Origin of the sequence: Trinickia acidisoli (genome assembly GCF_017315725.1) — a bacterium.
GTDB classification, from domain to species: Bacteria; Pseudomonadota; Gammaproteobacteria; order Burkholderiales; family Burkholderiaceae; genus Trinickia; species Trinickia acidisoli.
In genome coordinates this window covers 231,971-252,674 of sequence record NZ_JAFLRG010000001.1, presented here as the reverse complement: position 1 = coordinate 252,674, position 20,704 = coordinate 231,971, and the positions used below count along the sequence as shown (strand labels likewise).

The window sequence follows — 20,704 nt, the reverse complement described above, 5'->3', positions numbered from 1 at the left end:
TAAGGGGTGACGGAAATCTTCGGAGCCGTCACTTGATGGCCGCGTTGCTCGGGACTTGCCAGTTGTAGGTGCCCTGGATGATCCACGCGGTGGGCTCGACGCCAACCAACTCGGGGCAACTGCGGCGCAAGCGCAACATGAATTCGGTATCGATGAGGTTGCGCGAGATGGCTTCGAGGTAACTTTGCGAACCTGCCACGTAATTGACCGACATCGGCACGCGCGCCCCGGACGTCGGCGGCTGGCCGTTGGGGCTGTACATGTTGACCGTCATGAGCGACTGGTAACCCGGATCCAGAACGGCGGATGACACGCCCAACAGAATGCCGTCCTGCGTGACCTTGGTGCGGCCCAGCTTGATCGGATTGCCCTGGGAATCCGGGCGGCTGCTGTAGAACTCCGCATCCCAGCCCACATAGCCCGTGGGGGCGATGAAGATGGAATAGGCATTGGTGGTGGGGTAGTCGCTCGGAATGTTCAGCGGCGTCGTGTACTGCCAGGTCGGCGTGGCCGCAATCATCGATGTGTTGCGCCATCCCCAGCCCAGGTTGTTCATGATCAGCGCGCCCATGTCCAACGCGGTATCGACGCTCGGGAAGGGATTGCTGTTGTTGGCGTCGTTGAACTGAGCGAACACGCAGTAGTGATCGCTGCCCGGAGGCGGCGGAGTGACGTTGGTCCACACGAACGTTGCATCGCACACGCCCACGGTGCCCGGCGCCAGATTGGTGATGTTGCCGTAGATGCCGCCCGAGTCCGTCTTGATGACATTGTTCTGCCATTGGCTCGGTGCATTGATGATGCCGGAGGGGGCGTAATACAACTGCACCGTGTTGGTCTTGTTCGAGGTCGCCCCGTTCTTGCCGCGCACGTAGAGGATGTTCGTTTGGCCCGAATAGATGTTGTTGTTCGACTGCGTGGCGTAGCTCGAATCCGTGGCGAGCGCCGTTTGATAGTTCGCGATAGGCGTGCTGCCGGCAAACCAAATGTCCGGCGAGGCGGAGTATGGGCTGCCGGCAGGGACGGTTCCCGTGTTGCTCGAATTGGGACGCATATAGGTCCCGTTGAATTCACTCGTGCCTTGGACCAGCACCAAGGGCAGGCCCACAGGCGTGCGACTCACGAATGCAGAGCTCTTAGGCGTTCGAATGAGCATAGCGGTCTCCTTTTTGGGAGGGTTGAGAAAGTCGGTGGATAGCGACGGCGATGAGACGTGAGCAGAGACGCCGACTATTGCCGGCATCCCTGCCTCAGTTGGCCCGGTCGGCTCAGCTAGCGAGCGCCGGCACGGCCTGAGGCGCAGCGCCGGGTAAGGCACCGCGTGCGGCGCCCAGCATGGCGTCGAGCCCGATGCGAGGCACGGAGCCGGGCACGGCGGCCAAGCGACGCGACTCACTGCTCGAGTTGTTCATATCCACGAACCCCAGGATGCCGGCAGACGTGATGCACAGCGCATCCGCCGCTGCGATCACGACGAGGGAGATTCCGCTCGTGGCGGTTTCAACGGCCGGCAGCTTGAGCAGCTTGCCGATTTCCGGGATGACCAGCACGATGTTGGCGGCCTGCGAGTAGCCCGAGAGTTTGGTGAAAGCCACGCCGGTGACGATCGCGTGACCCACGCCATAGAGCGAGGCCAGCACGATGCCCCAGGTGGTGTCGTTGTTCTCGGGGAAGGCCTCGTCGTAGATCGTGAAGGCCGAATCGAGCGTCACGCCCAAGGTCGTGTAGATGTACATCCACTTGCTTGCGCCATCGGCCGTCGTACAGTCCGGTCCGCCCGACGAGAAGATCCACGGGCACGCCGCGGCCTGAGCAACGATCTCGCCGCCCAGGGCGAACTTCGTGAGCGTCTTGACCAGCGGATCCACGACACCTGCCCCGGTGGTAGGCCGCACATCGAGGCCCGCGGAGATGAAGGCGAAGGCCATCGTGGAGACCACGGAGGCGATGCCCAGCAGCTCTTGCGCGGCGCTCGGCGAGTTGTCCTGAGCGGGCGCGGCCTGCGCCTTGGATGCCTTGGCGGATACGGCTTTGCCCGCCGCGCTCGTCGCCGCGAGGCCGGAGTTGTTCAGCATCGTTTGCGCGCTGAAAGAGGCCTTGAAGCTATCGACGCTCGCCTGATCGGGAAAGGGCGCGGTGCCGTTGATCGCCTTATAGATGATGGTCGAAGGAATCGCAAGCACGAGCGCGAACAGGTCGCCCAGGCTCAATTGCGATCCATTGGTGAGCCATGAGTAGAACTGCGTCACGAAGGGGATGTTCCAGTCGGCGGTGAACAGATCCTTGAGCGAGGTCAGGAAAGTCTGCACCAACTGCAGCACCCCATCGACGACAGCCTGAACACCCGAGAGCATGGCATTCGCGAGGCCTTGCATGACGCGCAACAGCGCACTGAGCAGTTGACTGAAGATCTGGTCGGGACTGCCGCCCAGGTTGTCCATGTACGCGAGCGCATCACTGAATGCCGGATCGTTCTGTACCGAAGTCGCCAGGCTCTGGATCTGCTGGGTCAAGATGTCCCAAGGGCCGGTATTGGAGGGAGGCACCACCGTGGTTTGCTGCGCTGCCGGCGAGTTCTCCACGGTCGCATTGAGCACGATATTGTTGGAATTGCCCGAGCTGTAGACCGGTTCTGTCGGTGTTTGCGAATCGGTGTAGCCGCCCAGCGTCGACGTTCCGCCTACGCTGTTGACCAATTGATCGAAGATGGCGCTTATCTGGTCCTTGACCTGAGCGATGCCCTGGTCGAACTTGGTCTGGATGCCGCCGACGGCACCTGGGAGAAAGTCGAGGAATTGGTCCAGCGTGTAGTACAGCGCGTCGTGGGTGCGCAGGATGTCGGGCCAAGAGAACAAGAAGCCGAGCCATTCGAAGATCTGCTCGAAGATCACCTTCACCTGTGCAAAGAACACCTCGACGAGATCGAAGGCATCTTGCACGAACTCCACCACGGTCTCGAAGAGAAACTGAACGCCGTTGACCACGAAAGTGATAGCCGCTTTGATGGCGCTACCGACGGTGGTGATGATGGTGTCGACCACGTTCACGATGCCGCTGACCACCCCTTCGACGAAATCGCCGATGCTGCCGATCCAGTCCATGAAGCCGCCCACCGATTGCGTGGTCAGCACATGCTTGGCGCGCTTTTCGTGAATCAGGTGTTCGGCCTGCTCCGCCGTCAGCACGCGGAACTTGGGCTTGCCCGCGCTGAAATCCAACTGCCAATGTTGGGCTTGAGTCGGGGCACCCAAACGAGTCAAATCCGCGGTTCGGTCGGCGTCGACACATGACACGCCCAGCTTGGGCGCCGCGCCCAGGGCAAGCGACTGCAAAGAGCGCTTCACGGAAGCGGACTGCGTCATCGTCATGCACTGATTGAAGGCCGAAGCCAACTCATTGGTCTGTTCGACGGTGCGGTACTGGTCTTGCAGGAGGTACTGTCCGTCGGCCGTGGTTGCGTTCATCAAATCGGTGCCGGTAACGGTGGCGAGCTGCGCCTGTACCCCCGCATATTGTTCGACAGCGATCGCTTGCCCCGACGGCATGACATTGACCAGATTGATTTGCAGCGCGGGAATGCCGAGCATGCCCGTGCCTTGCGTGATGCTCAGCGATCCGCCGGGCGAACACGTGAGATTGGCCGGCGTATGGGCATCCACGGTGTAGCTCGCGCCGTTCACGAGGATCTGGGTTTGCGACGAAGCCCATACCTGTACAGGAGCGTTGGGCATCGGGGAGCCGGCGGCGTCATACACCATCAGGTCCGTGGAGTAGGAGATGAATTCCTCGACCTGCCCCGAAGTGGGCACCTGCAGGGGCGTGATCTGCCAGTTGCCGCTGTCCCCCTGCTCGATGAGGTGGCTGAGCGTGGCCTGGGTCGTTCCTACCGTGAAAGCTTCAATGTTTCCCTGGTCGAGTTGCGTCACCCCCAGCAGCGCCACCCCCGTCTGGATCACCATGGTGTTGGACCATCCCGTGGCCGATTGCTGATTCGGCTCGAAATGACACAACCGCGCGCCGGTGTCGAGCGTGAACAACTCGATCTGCCCGGACGTGGACACCGCACTTTGCACGTCCCGGAAGCTCATGCTCTGCGTCACCTGAGCCCAGCTATAGGGGATGCCGCCCGAGCCGCCCACCATTTGATAGAGATTGCCGTCGGAGAGCACGCTGAAATACTTGTTGTTGCCGGCGAGGTCCAGGCTTGTCGCGACGGCCAAGGACTTGAACGTGGCGGCGAACGGATAGCGCGTGACCTGCTGCGTCGAGACGTTGTAGCCAAGGTAGACGGTATCGAGCACCGTGAATTCGGCGGTGCTGGCCGACGAGCCGGACCAGACGCAATTGAGCGAAGACAGGGTGACCGAAGTGGATTGGAATACGCCCGGCTTTTGATCCCAAATGGAGGTCGCCAGCGCATAGGAATTGCCGGGAGACGCACTCTGGAACTTGGTGAGCGCCGCCACATAGAGCTTGCCCGCTATCTGCGCGGCATATAGGCCTGCAATGGCCGTCGCGTTGACGGGCAGCGGCAACGTGGCCGTCATCACGCTTCCCCAGCGGTCGGAGCCCGTCTTGGTGGTCTCGACGACGTAGTTGAGGATGAGATTGTTTGCCGCGAACAGCACGATGCGGCCCGCGGAATTCAGGCCGGCCACGACCCAGCGCGCGGCCAATCCCGTGCTCATCGCGCTGTAGCCCGTGTCGCTCAACGGATCGGGAAAGAAGTTCCAGACGGTACCGTCGGTACCGACCGTGAAGACTTCGACCTGCCCCTTGCCGTTTCGTACGGCGACGATGTCTCCTCCGCCATGCACGGCCGCGGCAATCTGGTATTGCTGCATGAACTTGGTTTCGGTCTCGAGGCGCGGCGAAGAAGAATCGGTTGCCCGGGCGTAGGGCTTGGCCACGGCTTGCGCTACTGGCGTCTTAATGCTGGGAGGTTTCTGGGTCATGGCAGACAACTCCTATTGAAGTAGTCGGGCAGACCCGGTGAGGCGTGACGCACACCGTGCTCCCCGATATGGTTTCGAGATCCGCCTGCATGGGCGGAGCAAACGAAATGGACGTCTCAGCCGCGATGTTTTTGGGTAAGCGTGATCAAACCGATGCCCCGTACATCGTCTGTTCTATTCCCTTAATTCATCGTCGAGTGCCCGTTTGATCGTGATTCTTCTCGTGCACAAGGCGACGATTCGATTATCTGATTTCACGCACCTGAAATCGTTTACGTCGAGACTAATAAGCGATGCGGATAACGAACTCGGAAAGTCTCAATATGATTGCTTTCAGGCATGCGCACCCCTTGCGTCGAAATTTGAACGACGAGCGACGAGAAAGCGTCGCCGAATCAAACACGTTCGAGCTTGGCGATTTCCAGTTCGAGCAGTTCGAGCACGGCATGTCAATCACCGTGTTGCAGCACGATTGGTGCGACTTAGGTAAGCAGCGCCCGCGATTGTTTGTAAATTACACGCCAATGACGTGGTAAATAGCGGCGCTATAAGGAGGACGAGCGTAGTGGAATGTAAGGTTCATCGCTTCCCCGTAATTATTCAAAACGACACCTGCTGCGTAAACTAATGCTCCGGGGAACGAGTAAATAGCTGTTAGAGTTAACAGGTATTTTTACTACGGATAACCGCAGTTGCCGTCGTGGTCTAATTTCCCCAAACAGATCGATAATGGATCGACATCTCGCTACGAGGCATCAAGATTCAAGCAAAGCTCACATGATAGATGGGCGGCAAATGCGCCGAGATTTCTTGCCAACTTTCACCGGCGTCGTCTGAAGCCCAGAGGTCGCCTGTCGTCGAACCCATTGCCAACCGAGTACCTGTCGCATCGACGGTGAGCCCATGCCGATACACCAAATCGTAAGCGGGCGCCGACGGCAACCCCTTGGAAAAACGCTCGAACGTACGGCCCCCGTCGCTTGTGCGCGTAACGACCAAGCATCCATCGACGGGAATACGGTAGGCATCTTTAACCGCGGGCACGAACCACGCGATGTCCGGATCACGCGGATGAACGGCCACGGCAAAGCCGAAGCTCGACGGCTGCGCCTCGATGCGCGTCCAATGCTCGCCCGCATCGATCGAGCGAAAGATCGCGCAATGATGCTGCGTCCAAAGCATCTGCGGTGCCGCTAGACATTGGACGACGCGATGCGGGTCCTGCACGTTCTGCTCGTGGCGCCGCTCGGGCGGCATGTAATCGGCCTCCATACCGAGTGACGTCGGACGCCAAGTGACACCGCCATCGAACGTTTGCCACACACCGCCCGACGAGATGCCGATCGTCACATGACGGCTATCGCGCGGATCGACGAGCACAGAGTGAATGCCCGCGTGGTCATAGCCGCCGCCCGCCCACTCGCGCCGCTCGGGACGATCCCACAGTGCGCGATTCAAGGCCCAGCTTTCGCCGCCGTCGTCCGAGCGGAACAAACCGCCCGGGATCGTGCCGGCCCAAAGCGTACCGGGCTCATCAGCGCCGCCAGGTTCGAGCGTCCAAATCTGCTCGAGCGACCATAGAGGCTCGCTCGCTGTTGGGCTGCTTGGATAGTCGGTTTGCGAAGAAGCGCTTTCGTCGCTACCGGTGGTACCGACGGAAGCGGCCGACATAGTCGACTCGATTGCCATCTCGACTTCGGGCTGCGGCGGATAGACGGGAGTCGTGCAAGGCTCCCACTCGCTCGCGCCTGCACGTAGACGATGCAATTTCACGCCGAAGTGACCGAGATTGAGCGCGGCGTAAAGCGTGCCGTCGCGCGGATCGGCGAGCGCCGAACTGACGGGCTCGCCGATGAAGTGGAGCGCGACCTGTTTCCAGCGACGCGGCGCAGCACCGTCCGCGTCGAAGACGAACAAACCTTTGCGAGTGCCTACGATCAAGCGGTCGCCGTTCACAGGGAGTCTCCGTTTCTATGTCTATACGCGCGATGTCAGCCGCCCGAGAGCGCTTGTACTACGTAGATGCGACTGTCCGTACCGACCGGATCGGAAAGACGACGACGATCGCGCAGCGGCTTTCCGTCGACGAATACCGATAGATGCCGACGCAGGCCGCCTTGGTCGTCGAGGATGTAGCCACGTAGACGAGGCTCGTCCGCGAACGCAAAGGCCAATGCCTCGTCTACCGATTGAGCGGCGACGTCGCGCTCCGGCATCGGGACATGGCGTTGAATCGAGGCCGCGAAAAACAAGTGCGCCATAACGGGGGCAGCTTTTCGTATTCGAGTAGGTTCTTAAGTGTAGTCGAAGGCGATGGGGTGGATTTTGCTGCGCCGCGGCTTAGTGCGAAACATATTTGCCGTCAGCCGTGGACCAGTGAAATGTTTGACGCCACTTGCCGCCGCGTTCGCGCAATTGCCAGTCGTGGAAGCCGGCTGTGGATGTTGGAAGTACTGACAACGTATTGCTGCCGTCGTTGATATCGTGATCGCGTGTGCTGTCTTTGTGCCAATCGCCGGCGATGTCACTGTAGTACGTCATCGGCTGCGCGAAAACCAAACGAAGCGCGGTGCCGTCTATACGGAATAGATAGAGCGCTTCGTAGGACGCGCCTCCGCCGGAGTATGAAACGGACCAGCCTGCGCGGACACCTAATGCGTAGTCGCCCGCGCGGAGTTGATATGGCGCGAGATCGAAACGCAGCCATTGTTCGGGGCGTGCGTTCTCTTCGGACTTACCGTCGAGGTCATCGGGAACTTGGAGGTCCGTTGCGCTCCAATCGACGCCTTGGTCGAGTGGGTTTTCGGTGCGTGCGATCAGCTTCGGGGCGCCGTCTGGGGCGCGTTCGAAGACGCCTAGCCAGACTTGGGTTTGAGGTGTATTGGAATCGCCAGAGGGGTCGTAGCCGTCGCAATTTTGTGGCGGAGTGAATTGCAGATCCTGTTTCGCGATTTGGTCGGTCGAGGCAATGCAAACGACCGCGACGTATGCGTTCGCGCGTTGCGGCCAGGGTTTAACGCCGACTAGAACGGTGCGGGATGGGTTTTGTCCGGGGGCGAGTTGGGCGATGACGGCTTGCTTTGTGAAGCCGGGGGGAAGGCGCGTGCCGAAGCCGTCGCTTTCCTTCGCGTTGCCCATGTCCTGGTTGTATGCCGCGAGGGCCTCGGGGGTGTCGAATTTCGAAGGGACTTGGTCGAGGGAATGGGCGGTGCCGGCGGCTTGGGTGGAGGCGGCGGCGAAGAGAGTTGCTGTGGTGATGAGTAAGTTGATGAGTAGGTTTTTCATCATTCTTGGCATCGTTATCTCTTAGTCAAAGTATTAAACGAGCGAAGCGGAGTCACATTTGAAATTGAAATGCAACTGTATGACTTCTGATGGGCACGAGCACGCTTCCATTACGGACAAACATTCATGCTCGCCGATGCAGTAGGCATATGGCGTTTCCCGAGAGATCATACGCGCATCTTTCAGATAAAATGCGCGCATAAAAATTCCCGAGGGTCCAACATGCCGGTCGTCGCAGCCAGCAACTCTACGGTTTGCACCAGAGATACGCAGGTGTCATCAGATCAGGTCGCCGCAGCCAAGAAGCGGGCGGTGGTCGTATGAATTGGATTCTTGACCGCGTCGCGCTGGTCCTAACCGCCGTGGCGTGTGCGCTCGGCGCTTGGGCGTTCTATCACTACACCGGTCAGTGGTCGGGACCGATCATCATGACCATCGTTATCGCTAGCCTCTTTGCTGAGAATTATCGGCTGAGGAGGTTGCTGGCCGAACATGGGATTGAGTCGCGGTCGAGAAAGAAACGGGGGCGGGGGGTGTAAGCGGCGGTGCGGGCAGCTAGTCCGCGCCACGTGCTCCTCGGCACTTCGGAAATTCAGAGCATCCCCAGAAGGCGTTGCCGACATTCGCACCTTGCTTGGCAATACGCCTCATCATCGCGCTGCCACAGCGCGGACAACTCGGCCCGGCCATATGCGTAGCCGCGGACGTTGCCAATTGCGCGGTGGGAGCAGGCGTGACGCTGTTGACGGACACCGGAGTCTTGCGTGGAGCAGCACGCGACTTGCCGATCATCGCTGCGAGCGTGGTCCCATCGATTAATTCGATGTTCTTTCCCTCTGCAAACTCATGCGCGTCGCGAGTGAAGACGCCGGATGTCACGACGAATCCACCTGCTGCGCCTTTGGCCGCCATTACGCCGTATAGCTCGCGGACGACGATGACCGATACCTTGAAAGCACGCCACTGCTTGCATTGCACCAGGAATACTTCGCTGCCCTTCCGAAGCGTCAAGTCGAGCCGCCATCGGCACCGCCGCCGCCTGCTTCGGTTACTACGAACCCGCGCATGCGGAAGACTTCGCCGACCAGTAATTCGAAGTCACGCCAATTTATGTTGCGCAGGGCATCGGGAAATTGAGTTTGGGCTGCGTCGTGGACCAAGCGCACTCTCTTGCGTCGACCGAAGTATGAAGCGGCAGCGCCCGCTAGCAAAGCCAATGGAATCAAGTATTGGCCGAACGTGGCGAGAACCTTGATCATTTGATGCACGACCATCTGACCCACCTGCGCCATAGCGACGTTGGTCGATACGCCCGCTGTCGCAAAGCGGTGGAGAACGGCGTAGGTCACGGCGGCAAGGATGACGCTCAGCCACCAAGGAAGTTTCGCGGCTACGACGACTAGGTCGTCAAAGGGACTCGTGCTTTTTCTTCTCGGCATCGTGACCTTCGTTTATTGGACGGCGTTGAGCAATGCGGGGCTACCGCGTCCAGATTTGTTGTCAAGCAGGAACACCTGTTCTTTAATCTCCGGCGGCCCGGGCGCACGTGTTGCCTGACACTTCAAATCCAGGCGGACATTCAGGCGTACTAAAAATACCGACCCGACCATTGCAGCCCAACCTATCGACACCCGTCGGGCAGGTGATTGACGCGGCCGGCGCCGAAGTCTCATACGTGGGACTCATGGAGGTACGGACCGCAGGATTAACAGCGGTCGCGCCTGCATGCACCGGCGTCGCCTTCGGATGAATGACGCGAAAATGCGCATGCGCAAAAGCGCGTCTACTCTGAGAATATGCGGCTGCGGGTCGCTGCGCGGCGGCAACGTTTGAGGGCAAATCTTTATGGACGTGCGGGAAGACCGCTTTGAACGTATATGCTGCCGCGAGCAGCGCAAACAATATTGGCGTGTATCGAAGCAGCCCGCTTATCCATCGCCCAGGTCCGCGAGGAACGTCTCGTGAATGCACCGGTACGAAGACGCTCGGCGTCGCACGACCGGCCGTGTACTCTGTTCGAACCCGTTCAGTCAAAGGTGCTTGCGGTACCACCTCACGACGTGTTGGCCGCGCGTGCTCCACTGTCCTCATGAATGAGTCTCGGCGATCGATGACAACGATCGGTGTCGCTTCGTAGCCGGCATTGGGCAAAGCTGCGGCGCCTATCTGCGGCTTATCGAGCGTATGACTGCTGTAATCGACAGCGGGCTTGGGGAGAGGCAACCTAATGTATCGTCGAGTCTGTGCCAAATCACGCATCCAAGACAGTCGCCATGGATTCAGACGCGGCGCTCCGAGCAAATCACCGATTTGATCGGAACCGCATATGGCGACACGGCTATCCTGTCGAATATCGAACTCGGAGTCAGGGTGAATGCGTGGCTCAAAGACAACGGCACCCTTCGGGAAAGGGACGTCGACACCGTTACGAAGAAATCTCGACATTTCGTCACGGAGACTCTGATTGTTATCAAGTGCTTGTCGATACCCATTCTTCCACAGGGCGGTAGTTCCGTCTGGACGCGTCACCTCCCAGTCGCCATTCTGCCCGCCCTTAACAGGCGAGCGCCAACCCTTGACTTCGAACTGTAACGTCGTGGACTCGGTTCCGACAAGAATGTCGACCTGCTGATTGCCGATCCATATGTCACAGAAGATGACTGCCTGCTTTTCGTGCTCGATAAGCCAATCAAGGACGCGAGACAGCACGATTTCCTCGGAGCGTTGGCGCCTCTTTCGTTTGCCGACGTACAGTTCGATATTTGGCATGTTTTGGATGGCATGATGCGGCTGAGCTAAGGCGCTTAGAATCAATGAGCCGTACGAAGGCATCGACGCGACAGGACGCCTGACATTTCAATAACAGTCGATTCTATAGACTAGATAAGCCCGAGCTTACAACATCTTCCATATAGTCACTAGCAACCGATCAATCTCGACGGGGCATAGCGTATCGACGAGCGGAAATGCAGAACGTGATTGGGCGATGCAGCCAAACCTCATCGCGGCGCAGTCCGGGGCTTGGTTGACGATTAGGTTTCACCCATCTTTATCGCCGCACCTCGCAATGGCGAAATTACTCGTCGATTCCCCTTCAGACAGCCTTAACTCCTGCCGTTAACGAGTGATCTTGTCTTTTGCGTCCGACGGGAACAGAAAACCACTTCGCCACATTTCTTGTGGCTGAAAGTTTCGCGACTAAAAAATCTGCATGCAGAGTGGGCGATCGTGACCATTTTCGATGATGTCTTCCAGCATTACCTGCCCACAAAGGCTGCATACGCGCACGTTCCCGGAGCCAACACGACACCGGCACTGAAAGCGCTCAGACAAGACATATCGTCCTTCCTAAAGGAATGCTTGGGCCGAGCCGGTCACGATCCGGAAGACTTCCGCATTCATGGCTCAGCAGGAGAGCCAAATCGGATGTTTGCACGCGTGCCATGGGTAGCGATTTTCAAGCGGTCGATCACCCTGCATGCGAGCGAGGGTTACTACATCGTATTCCTGTTCGCCGAAGACATGTCGTCTGTAACCATATCGCTGAATCAAAGCTACACGGCTTTCAAACAACGGTATGCGGCGAAGGACCTAGCGTACTTGAAGCTTGAGGATTGCGCGAGGGCGGCTTATGGCGAGGTATCGTCAGCACCACAAAGATTTCGGTCGGGCAGAATCGATCTGCACACCAACGGCGACCTCGCGAAGGGATACGAGGTGGGCGCGATTCTCTCGCGAACTTATTTCGCCGAAGCGATGCCGTCAATGGCTGAGATCGAGAGCGATGTGCGCGAACTCTTGAATGCTTACTTGAAACTTGCGAGCCGCTATCCGTCGACACTCATTGGACTGGATGTTGGTGTGGCCGCGTCGGAATTGAGTGACGCAGTGCATAGCCTCTCGGCGAAAGCGCCGCCGGTTGCGTCGACAACGGGACCGCAACCCCGTACGGCGATGGGTAAGTCCAGAGGAAGGGACGTTTATGTGCGGTCACCGGACATCGCTGCACGTGCCCTTGCCATAGCGAAATCCTCTTGCGCGCTGTCAACCGCGAACGACCCGCACACGTCGTTCACATCGGCAAGAACGCAACGGAATTATGTTGAAGCTCATCATCTGATTCTCTTCAGCTTGCAAAGCGAGTTCGAACACAGCCTCGATGTCGAGGAGAACATCGCCGCGCTCTGCCCCAACTGCCATCGGATGCTTCACTACGGGAGGGCCGCCGAAAAGGTGAAAGCGCTCAAGTTCTTACACGATGCACGAAGCGCGGACCTCCGGGGCAGAGGCATCGATGTAGACTTCGATCGCCTGAAGAAGATGTACAAGAGCCTGTCTGAGGAAGATTGAGGCCGTTTGCGCTCGCGCGATTGCGAGTCGTAAAGGCCGGCCGTTGACGTGGTAGATACCTCTGCCAAAGTATTCCTTTCGTCATCGAGGCCGTGATCGCATGTGCCGTCCGTGTGTCGATCGCCGGCAACGACGACAGCGCGCACCGTCGCAGCCTCGACAGGCGATCGGATGCACGACGCGGCTATAATCCTTCGACAAAAATGATCGGCGAGTCACAGTGAGAGAGTGAGCACCGATCACGTCAACGGAAAAAAAATCAATGACGATGGCCGATAGTCATACCGCTTCACCTGTTGCCGGTGATAACCGAGCACTAGAAGATGCCCTCGCGGGCCTCCAAGCGACAGCCTCGCAGGTCGGTGCCACATGCATCAATGACGCACGCGCAAGGCTTCAATACGCGCGCGACATCGCTGCGGTTCCGAACGAGCTCCGTGCCGCGATCGATGCTGGGCGCATCTCTATTCGCGAAGCAACAGCCCAGGCGGTAGCAATGCGAAATCAAATCATGGAATTTGCACGCCGTCGAAGCAGCCCGACCGCCCACGCGTATGCGATGCGATTGAAGCGCGAGGGACGCAGTGTTTCGGAACTATCGGAGAAGTACGCACAGCGGCTCTACGGCAGTACTTTTTCCGCACTGTCAGAACAGCGTCAAGCGAGCGTATTCAAGGAAATCATTCAAGCAACGGGGCGGCCTGACGAAGGCGTTATGCGGTTGGCGGGACAGTTGGGGCGAGCCGGCCGCCGACTGTTGTTGGTGTCGCTCGCAGTCGCTGTTTATGAAGTCGCTGAAGCCGACGACAAGCCGCGGGAACTCGCACGGCAAGGCGCCTTGGCCGGCGCCGGTTTTATCGGTGCCTGGGCGGCCGGTAGTGCAGCGGTTGCGGTGGGCGTATGCGCAGCGACAGCGCCGGTTTGCGTGGGGGCAATTGTGTTCGTTGGTGGCTTGCTCGCGACCTATGGCGCGGATGCCGGTCTCGACTCTTTATATCCACGCCCGACTAGGTGATCGCCGTGACGGAACCGTTGAACCTCGAACGGCGCGCTCCGGTGTGGGAAGCGCTCTCCGAACTGTTTGTCGGCAAAGAGTTGCAGGACTACGACTACGAAGCGATCGCGGAAACGCTACGTCAGTCTGGGTATTCGCTCGACGAACTGGAGAAGATGCTTCGCGAGGAAGTTGCGCCGGTTTTTCGTAGCAATCTCTCTCCGCTCGCCGTGCCGGAAATGGAAGGGTGGGCGCGGGAGGCGGTTGTGAAAGATGTGCGGGCTTATCTTGCGCGCGAGAGGGCGGGGTTGTTGCGGATTTTGGCGCGCTTTGTCGCATCCGGGGCGCTGCCGAACGTGGTGAGTGATCGGTGGCTGAAGATTCGGTCGCGGCTTTCGTTGATAGCGCCGGAGTAGAGTTGCGCGACTATCGGCAGGAGCAAACGGAAAGCCTTCTAAGCCAGTCGGGTTGGGTGGCAAGCCACCAAGAAACGCCAGGACGTGACAGTCGGCGAAGCATGGGAACAGTACGGCGCATCGGCCGCTTGGCAAGGCCCACCCAACGCAACCGTCAATGATCTTCGAGTACGTCTAGCTACCTGCAGCTAATGCTGAACTGGCTTCGCTTCCGAGTCGCCCTAGCACGCATCGACGTCGACGCCGACTTCTGTAAATCGCAAACTTCTGTTCCGCCTGCAATGCCGCGGGGCCGGCGAAGTCGACAGCAACGTCACGAGCCACCGCAAGGCGCCGCGGCATTCAAGCTCTCCCCGTCTCCACGCTCCGCTGTGAATTTCCTCGCGCGCCGTGTTTAAGGTGGGCCGCCATACGCTGGCGTTTTATGCAGCGCGAACCCAGCCAAGACACTCACCCGGCAGTACCTGTCGTAGTGTCTCCGCATTGTGCCGCTCCTGGTCGTCAATAGGAAAATTCTGCATTATCCTGTCGTCTTTTACCACGGATCGGCCGTACCAATGCCCACGAACAACAGCGAAGGCGGAATCCTCACCATCAAGGAAGTTGCCGAGTACCTGAAGGTCACGGAACGGACGATCTACCGTCTGGCGGCGGCCAAGAAGATCCCGGCCTTCAAGGTCGGCGGGACGTGGCGCTTCCGGACGGCTGACATCAACGGCTGGATTGCGGCCCAGTCGAAGAAGCCGGAGGTGAAATGAGTGCCCGCCCGGCTTTCCCCTCGAGGACGAGTGCCTGATGGAGATCATCGACAACATCAACCGTCTGCTCGGTGACGACCTGAAGCAGACTCTCCTGCCCGGCGCAAAGCTGAAAGTCGCAGCCTCCTGCTTCTCGATGTACGCCTACGAGTCGTTGAAGGCAGAGCTGGAGAAGATCGAGGAACTGAGCTTCATCTTCACTGCGCCCACCTTCGTCGCGGATGAAGTGACCGACAAGATTCGCCGCGAGCGCCGGGAGTTTCACATTCCCAAGCTCGACCGCGAGCGCAGCCTCTACGGCAGCGAGTTCGAGATCCAACTTCGCAACCAGCTCACGCAGCGCGCCATCGCGAAGGAATGCGCTGACTGGCTGCGTCGCAAGGCAAAGTTCCGCAGCAACCGTAGCAAGGCCCCGATGCAGCAGTTCGCCTGCGTGCAGTCGGCGGAAGCGAGCGCCGCCTACCTGCCGCTGCATGGCTTCACCGCCGTCGATCTAGGCTACCAGCAGGGCAACGCCGTTTCCAATCTGGTCAACAAGATGGATGAGCCGGGCTTCACGACCACCTACCTGAGCCTGTTCGATCAGATCTGGAACGATCCGGGGAAGCTCGAGGACGTCACCGCGCAGATCTGCGACCACATCGCTTCGGTGTATCAGGAGAACTCTCCGGAAGGCATCTACTTCCTGATGCTCTACAACATCTTCAACGAGTTTCTCGACGACATTAGCGAAGACGTCCTGCCCAACGACCGCACGGGCTATCAGGACACGCTGATCTGGAACAAGCTCTTCAACTACCAGAAAGACGCGGCCACCGGCATCATCAACAAGCTGGAAACCTACAGCGGCTGCATCCTCGCTGACAGTGTTGGCCTCGGCAAAACCTTCACCGCGCTCGCGGTCATCAAGTATTACGAGTTGCGCAATCGGTCGGTGCTGCTGCTGTGCCCGAAGAAGCTGGCAGACAACTGGCTCAACTACAACCGCAACCTCAAGACCAACGTCTTCGCCCGCGACCGCTTCAGCTACGACGTCCTCTGTCACACGGATTTGAGCCGCACGAGCGGCGAATCCTTCGGCACACCGCTCAACCGTATCAACTGGGGCAACTACGATCTCGTCGTCATTGACGAATCGCACAACTTCCGCAACGACGACGCCTACAAGGACAAGGAAACTCGCTACCAGAAGCTGATGAACAAGGTCATCCGCGAAGGCGTAAAGACCAAAGTGCTGATGCTCTCGGCCACGCCGGTCAACAATCGCTTCACCGACCTGCGTAACCAGCTTGCACTAGCCTACGAAGGCGATTCGGAAAACCTCAGCAAGAAGCTGCGCACCAGCAAATCGGTGGAGGAAGTTTTCCGCAACGCGCAAAAGGCATTCAATGCATGGTCGAAGCTGCCACCAGAAGAACGCACGCCGCGGGCGATCCTGGATGCGCTGGACTTCGATTTCTTCGAACTGCTGGACAGCGTAACCATCGCGCGCTCGCGCAGGCACATCCAGACCTTTTACGACACCAAGGACATCGGGCATTTTCCCGAACGCCGCAAGCCCTTGTCGTTCCATTGCGCCTTGACCACGCGGTCAGACGTGATGAATTTTAACGAGATTTTCGAACAGCTGACCAAACTCATGCTGGCGGTGTATGCACCGGCCAAATACATCTTTGCAAGCAAACGGCAGCAATACATCGATCGCTACAACGCGCAATCTGGCGACGAGAAGGGCAACCTGAGTCTGGAAGGCCGTGAAAGCGGCCTGCAACGCTTGATGACCGTGAACCTGCTCAAGCGGCTGGAAAGCTCAGTCCAGTCATTCCGTCTCACGTTGCAATCCCTGCAAGCCAATCATCAGAACGCGCTGGAGAAGATTGCTGGCCACAAACAGACCGGCAGCGCTGCCAGTGTGGCGGACTTGACCGAAGTATTGGAAGACCTCGACACCGAGGAAGACGACCTGCTCGATGAACTCGATCAGGGCAGTGACATCGGCGGGAAGGTCAAGATCAATCTGGCCGACATGGACTTGCCCTCGTGGGAACACGACCTCAAGGTCGATCTCGCCAACATCGAGGCGCTGCTGGCATCGATGTCCAAGATTACCCCAGCCGACGACGCCAAGCTCCAGCACCTCAAAGCCCTTGTGCTGGAGAAGATCGCGAACCCCATCAACCCCGGCAATCGCAAGGTGCTGATCTTCACCGCCTTCGCGGACACGGCAGACTATCTCTACGCCAACCTCTCGCCAGAACTGCTGGCTAGCCAGAAACTGCACACCGGCAAGGTTACGGGCAGCGACCGACCCAAATCCACCTTGCCCAGGGCATATGACTTTCAGGAACTATTGACGCTATTCTCGCCGCGTTCCAAAGAGAAGGCCATCGTGCTGCCAAACGAACCGGCGGAAATCGACGTACTCGTCGGCACCGACTGCATCTCCGAAGGCCAAAACCTTCAGGATTGTGACTACGTCATCAACTACGACATCCACTGGAACCCGGTGCGCATCATCCAGCGGTTCGGGCGCGTGGATCGCATTGGCTCGCCTAACCGTAGCATCCAATTGGTGAACTACTGGCCCGACATCTCGCTGGACGAATACATCAACCTCAAAGAGCGTGTCGAGAACCGGATGATGATTGTGGATGTGTCCGCCACTGGCGACGACAACGTCATCTCCGCGCAGGCCAACGACATGTCCTACCGCAAGGAACAACTGCGCCGCCTGCAGGAGGAAGTCATCGAGTTGGAAGACCTGAAGACCGGCGTCTCCATAACCGACCTCGGCCTCAACGACTTCCGCATGGACTTGCTGAACTACGTCAAGACCCACGGTGAACTCGACAGGTCGCCCAACGGCCTGCACGCCATCGTGCCTGCTAACTCCGATTTGGGCCTCGCGCCCGGCGTCATCTTCACGCTGCGCAATCGCAATTCGGGCGTGAACCCGCCCGCGAATCTGCCCCAGCACAACCGGCTGCACCCGTACTACCTCGTTTACATCAACAACGACGGCGAGATCGTCCACGACCACACCGAAGTCAAGCGCCTGCTCGATCTGGCACGCACCTGCTGCAAGGGACAAGCGGAACCGATTGCCGACGCCTGCCAACGTTTCAACAAGGCCACTGCAGACGGTCGCAGGATGCAGCCGTACTCCGGCCTCTTGAGCAAGGCGATCCGCTCGATGATCGAGGTGAAGGAAGAGAAAGACCTCGACAGCCTATTCACCGGCGGCAAAACCACGGCGCTCACGCACACTATCAATGGGCTGGACGACTTCGAGCTGATCGCCTTTCTGGTGATACAGGAGGCCGAATGACCGAAGCTCGCCTCACATCGCAGCACCCGGCGTTCATCGCGTATCCCTCGCAGGCCGCCTTTGGCCGCACGCTACCGAAGAACAAAGTGTACGAGCATAGCGGCGCCAATGCCCGGTTGAAAGACCTGTTCGTCAAGCAGGTGGAGCAGATAGTTTGGGCATTCAAGCTAGCCCCGGAAACACTCCGTCTGCCCGCGCGCCCCGGCGTGCCGGAGATTCAGGTGTTCGCCCTCCAGCTCAAGACCCCGGAACTGCGCCACGAAGTGCTGCGCTGCATCGACGGAGCCATCCCATTTCCCATCCTGTTCGAGCTGACCTTCGATGGCAGAACGCAGGTAATCGCCGCCTACAAGCGGCCTAGTGAATCCGACGCCGGCCGCTGGGTGCTTTCCGACTACTTTGCGACGGACTGGCTGCCAATCGGATGCCCGCGCACGGTCATGCCCGTGGCCCTGCACATGGGCGGACTGTACGAGCAACTGCTGCATCGGCTGATTCCCTTGTCCGTGCGGTCACAGGAATCGCTGGTCGATCTGGTGGCGCGCGTGGAGCTGGCGCAGGCCAAGCAGCGCGAGCTGGACAAGACTATGGCCCTGCTGGCGAAGGAAAAACAATTCAATCGCAAAGTGGAGATTAACGCCGCCGTGCGACAACTCAAATCCGAACTAGAAGAAGTCAGACGATGACCCTCGGCGGTCGCAGGACAATGATTCAGGACGAGAAGATGGAAAAACTTAAAATGCATTCACCCAGCCTGGCCGAAGACAACATCGAGCGCATCCGCGAGTTGTTTCCCGGCTGCGTGACAGAAGCCCAAGGAGAAGACGGCAGCGTGAGGCTGGTGGTGGATTTCGACCAGCTCAAGCAGGAGCTTTCGGCATCCGTTGTCGAAGGCCCGCAGGAACGCTACCAACTGAGCTGGCCCGGCAAGCGTGAGGCCCTACTAACGGCTAATGCCCCGGTTGCCAAGACCCTGCGTCCGGCGCGCAAAGAGAGCGAGGATTTCGACACGACGAAGAATCTGTTCATTGAAGGGGACAACCTCGATACGTTGAAACTGTTGCAGGAAACGTACCTTGGTAAGGTCAAGATGGTTTATATCGACCCTCCGTACAACACAGGGAACGATTTCGTCTACCGCGACGATTTCGCGGAAGATGCGCAATCCTTTCTGGCTCGCTCCAATCAAATCGGTGACGGCGGGGCTCGGCTAGTCGCAAATGTAGATACTAACGGGCGCTTTCACTCTGATTGGTTGTCGATGATCTATCCCCGGATCAAGCTTACGAGAAATCTTTTGTCTGACGATGGGGTTATTTTCATCTCCGCTGACGACAACGAGGTTGCGAATCTCGTTCGCCTTTGCGATGAGATATTCGGTGAGGATAACTTCGTCGCGAACTTCGTGTGGGAGAAGCGAACGAATAGAGAAAACCGAAAGGTTGTTTCGTCTCGGCACGACTATGTTGTTTGCTACTCAAAGCGTCAAGTACAGGGAGTGCGCCCTCTCAAGCAGTTGCCCATGTCGGCAAAGGCGCTGGCGAACTACAAGAACCCAGACAACGATCCGCGCGGGCCTTGGAAGTCTGACCCAGCTACAGCTCAGGCCGGACACGGCACCAAGGACCAGTTTTACGTGCTGACTGCTCCGAATGGGAAGCGGCACGAACTTGAAAGCGGCCGGTGCTGGCTCTACACCCAGAAGGTAATGAACAGGGAAATCGCCGACGGCAAGATATGGTTCGGCAAGGACGGGAACGGCGTTCCTCGTGTCAAGACCTATCTTGAGGCCAAAGACCGGGGTCTTACTCCGGAGAGCATCCTGTTCGCAGAGGAAGTCGGCACTAACGAGAGTGCCAAAAACATTCTCAAGGAGTTGTTCTCCGAAAAATCGGTTTTCGACACACCAAAGCCCGTCGGATTGATTCAAACGCTCATTCAACTCGCTTGCGATGACGGGATCGTGTTGGATTTCTTCGCCGGTTCAGCAACGACGGCAGAGGCGATGCTCGAATTAAATGCAGTCGACGGAAAAAATCGGCGATTCATTCTGGTCCAGCTTCCCGAAATTCTGAGCACGGAGAGCGAAGCCTACAAGGTCGGCTATAGGACTATCTCGGATCTGGCTATGGATCGCATCCGGTTGGCTGGGCGACGGGCGCGAGGTCGCGAAGCGAGCGAAACGTGGAACAAAGACGTCGGTTTCCGCGTCCTCAAGATCGACACCTCGAACATGTCCGATATCTATTACGCGCCTGATGTGTTAGACAAGGCCAACCTTGATCTATTCGTAGACAACATCAAGCCCGACCGCACCGCGGAAGACCTCCTGTTTCAGGTGATGCTGGACTGGGGGATTGACCTCGCCTTGCCTATCGAAAAGAAGGACATCCACGGCAAGGATGCGTTCTTCGTCGATGGCGACACGTTGGCCGCTTGCTTTGATGCCAATGGCGGGATCGACGAACCCTTCGTTAAAGAGTTGGCCATGGCGAAACCGCTGCGCGTGGTGTTCCGCGACGCCGGGTTCAAGGACAGTGCGACCAAGATCAACGTGGAGCAAATCTTCAAGCTGCTGTCGCCTTCCACTGAAGTGAAGAGCATCTGACGGGCACCGC

General features: G+C 58.5%; 14 protein-coding genes and 1 pseudogene. 8 read left to right on the top strand and 7 right to left on the bottom strand.

The genetic code is table 11. The features are described from left to right. Positions 1-28 precede the first annotated feature (28 nt). Together J3485_RS01170 and J3485_RS01165 are read right to left on the bottom strand one after the other, a co-directional pair. On the bottom strand, positions 29-1,123 hold the full coding sequence (locus J3485_RS01170) for a hypothetical protein (RefSeq protein ID WP_206950795.1): 1,095 nt from the start codon (positions 1,121-1,123) through the stop codon (positions 29-31). A gap of 145 nt (positions 1,124-1,268) precedes the next feature. Further along, entirely contained in the window at positions 1,269-4,955 is a 3,687-nt protein-coding gene (locus J3485_RS01165; protein ID WP_206950794.1) for a hypothetical protein, read from the bottom strand. Between the two features lie 323 nt (positions 4,956-5,278). On the opposite strand from J3485_RS01165, the gene J3485_RS01160 reads away from it, so the two are divergent. After that, positions 5,279-5,491, top strand: a complete 213-nt coding sequence (locus J3485_RS01160; protein WP_206950793.1) for a hypothetical protein — start codon at positions 5,279-5,281, stop codon at positions 5,489-5,491. A 226-nt stretch (positions 5,492-5,717) separates the two neighbouring features. Here J3485_RS01160 and J3485_RS01155 read toward each other — a convergent pair whose 3' ends face one another. From J3485_RS01155 to J3485_RS01135, 5 genes and pseudogenes are all read right to left on the bottom strand, one after another. Beyond that, entirely contained in the window at positions 5,718-6,911 is a 1,194-nt protein-coding gene (locus tag J3485_RS01155) for a WD40/YVTN/BNR-like repeat-containing protein (RefSeq protein WP_206950792.1), read from the bottom strand. Positions 6,912-6,946: 35 nt separating this feature from the next. Continuing rightward, entirely contained in the window at positions 6,947-7,216 is a 270-nt protein-coding gene (locus J3485_RS01150; protein WP_206950791.1) for a MoaD/ThiS family protein, read from the bottom strand. Positions 7,217-7,295: 79 nt separating this feature from the next. Continuing rightward, positions 7,296-8,243, bottom strand: a complete 948-nt coding sequence (locus J3485_RS01145) for a hypothetical protein (protein WP_206950790.1) — start codon at positions 8,241-8,243, stop codon at positions 7,296-7,298. A 552-nt stretch (positions 8,244-8,795) separates the two neighbouring features. Beyond that, positions 8,796-9,679 (bottom strand): annotated as a pseudogene (locus tag J3485_RS29625) (restriction endonuclease). Between the two features lie 82 nt (positions 9,680-9,761). After that, the gene (locus tag J3485_RS01135) at positions 9,762-11,009 is read right to left on the bottom strand and encodes a nuclease-related domain-containing protein (protein WP_206950789.1); all 1,248 of its coding nucleotides are present in this window, start codon (positions 11,007-11,009) and stop codon (positions 9,762-9,764) included. A 459-nt stretch (positions 11,010-11,468) separates the two neighbouring features. Between J3485_RS01135 and J3485_RS01130 the strand changes: the two genes are divergently transcribed. From J3485_RS01130 to J3485_RS01100, 7 genes are all read left to right on the top strand, one after another. Beyond that, the gene (locus J3485_RS01130) at positions 11,469-12,590 is read left to right on the top strand and encodes an MrcB family domain-containing protein (RefSeq protein WP_206950788.1); all 1,122 of its coding nucleotides are present in this window, start codon (positions 11,469-11,471) and stop codon (positions 12,588-12,590) included. A gap of 511 nt (positions 12,591-13,101) precedes the next feature. Then, entirely contained in the window at positions 13,102-13,605 is a 504-nt protein-coding gene (locus tag J3485_RS01125; protein WP_206950787.1) for a hypothetical protein, read from the top strand. Between the two features lie 5 nt (positions 13,606-13,610). Beyond that, positions 13,611-14,000 (top strand): DUF7079 family protein, encoded by a 390-nt coding sequence (locus J3485_RS01120; RefSeq protein ID WP_206950786.1) that lies wholly within the window; start codon positions 13,611-13,613, stop codon positions 13,998-14,000. Between the two features lie 557 nt (positions 14,001-14,557). Then, the gene (locus J3485_RS01115) at positions 14,558-14,758 is read left to right on the top strand and encodes a helix-turn-helix domain-containing protein (protein WP_206950785.1); all 201 of its coding nucleotides are present in this window, start codon (positions 14,558-14,560) and stop codon (positions 14,756-14,758) included. Positions 14,759-14,795: 37 nt separating this feature from the next. Continuing rightward, positions 14,796-18,086, top strand: a complete 3,291-nt coding sequence (locus tag J3485_RS01110) for a helicase-related protein (protein ID WP_206950784.1) — start codon at positions 14,796-14,798, stop codon at positions 18,084-18,086. Then, complete coding sequence (locus J3485_RS01105; RefSeq protein ID WP_206950783.1) at positions 18,083-18,772, top strand: DUF4391 domain-containing protein; 690 nt, start codon at positions 18,083-18,085, stop codon at positions 18,770-18,772. The genes J3485_RS01110 and J3485_RS01105 overlap by 4 nt, the downstream gene beginning before the upstream one ends. Further along, positions 18,769-20,694, top strand: coding sequence for a site-specific DNA-methyltransferase (locus tag J3485_RS01100; RefSeq protein WP_242538444.1), 1,926 nt, complete (start codon positions 18,769-18,771; stop codon positions 20,692-20,694). Before J3485_RS01105 ends, J3485_RS01100 begins: the two co-directional genes overlap by 4 nt. Positions 20,695-20,704 lie beyond the last annotated feature (10 nt).

What these genes read in the sequence shown, in the direction of transcription:
- J3485_RS01135 (WP_206950789.1), bottom strand. Translation starts at nt 11,009, where the DNA reads ATGCCAAATATCGAACTGTACGTCGGCAAACGAAAGAGGCGCCAACGC.
- J3485_RS01150 (WP_206950791.1), bottom strand. Translation starts at nt 7,216, where the DNA reads ATGGCGCACTTGTTTTTCGCGGCCTCGATTCAACGCCATGTCCCGATG.
- J3485_RS01110 (WP_206950784.1), top strand. Translation starts at nt 14,796, where the DNA reads ATGGAGATCATCGACAACATCAACCGTCTGCTCGGTGACGACCTGAAG.
- J3485_RS01100 (WP_242538444.1), top strand. Translation starts at nt 18,769, where the DNA reads ATGACCCTCGGCGGTCGCAGGACAATGATTCAGGACGAGAAGATGGAA.
- J3485_RS01145 (WP_206950790.1), bottom strand. Translation starts at nt 8,243, where the DNA reads ATGATGAAAAACCTACTCATCAACTTACTCATCACCACAGCAACTCTC.
- J3485_RS01165 (WP_206950794.1), bottom strand. Translation starts at nt 4,955, where the DNA reads ATGACCCAGAAACCTCCCAGCATTAAGACGCCAGTAGCGCAAGCCGTG.
- J3485_RS01125 (WP_206950787.1), top strand. Translation starts at nt 13,102, where the DNA reads ATGGAATTTGCACGCCGTCGAAGCAGCCCGACCGCCCACGCGTATGCG.
- J3485_RS01160 (WP_206950793.1), top strand. Translation starts at nt 5,279, where the DNA reads ATGATTGCTTTCAGGCATGCGCACCCCTTGCGTCGAAATTTGAACGAC.
- J3485_RS01105 (WP_206950783.1), top strand. Translation starts at nt 18,083, where the DNA reads ATGACCGAAGCTCGCCTCACATCGCAGCACCCGGCGTTCATCGCGTAT.
- J3485_RS01115 (WP_206950785.1), top strand. Translation starts at nt 14,558, where the DNA reads ATGCCCACGAACAACAGCGAAGGCGGAATCCTCACCATCAAGGAAGTT.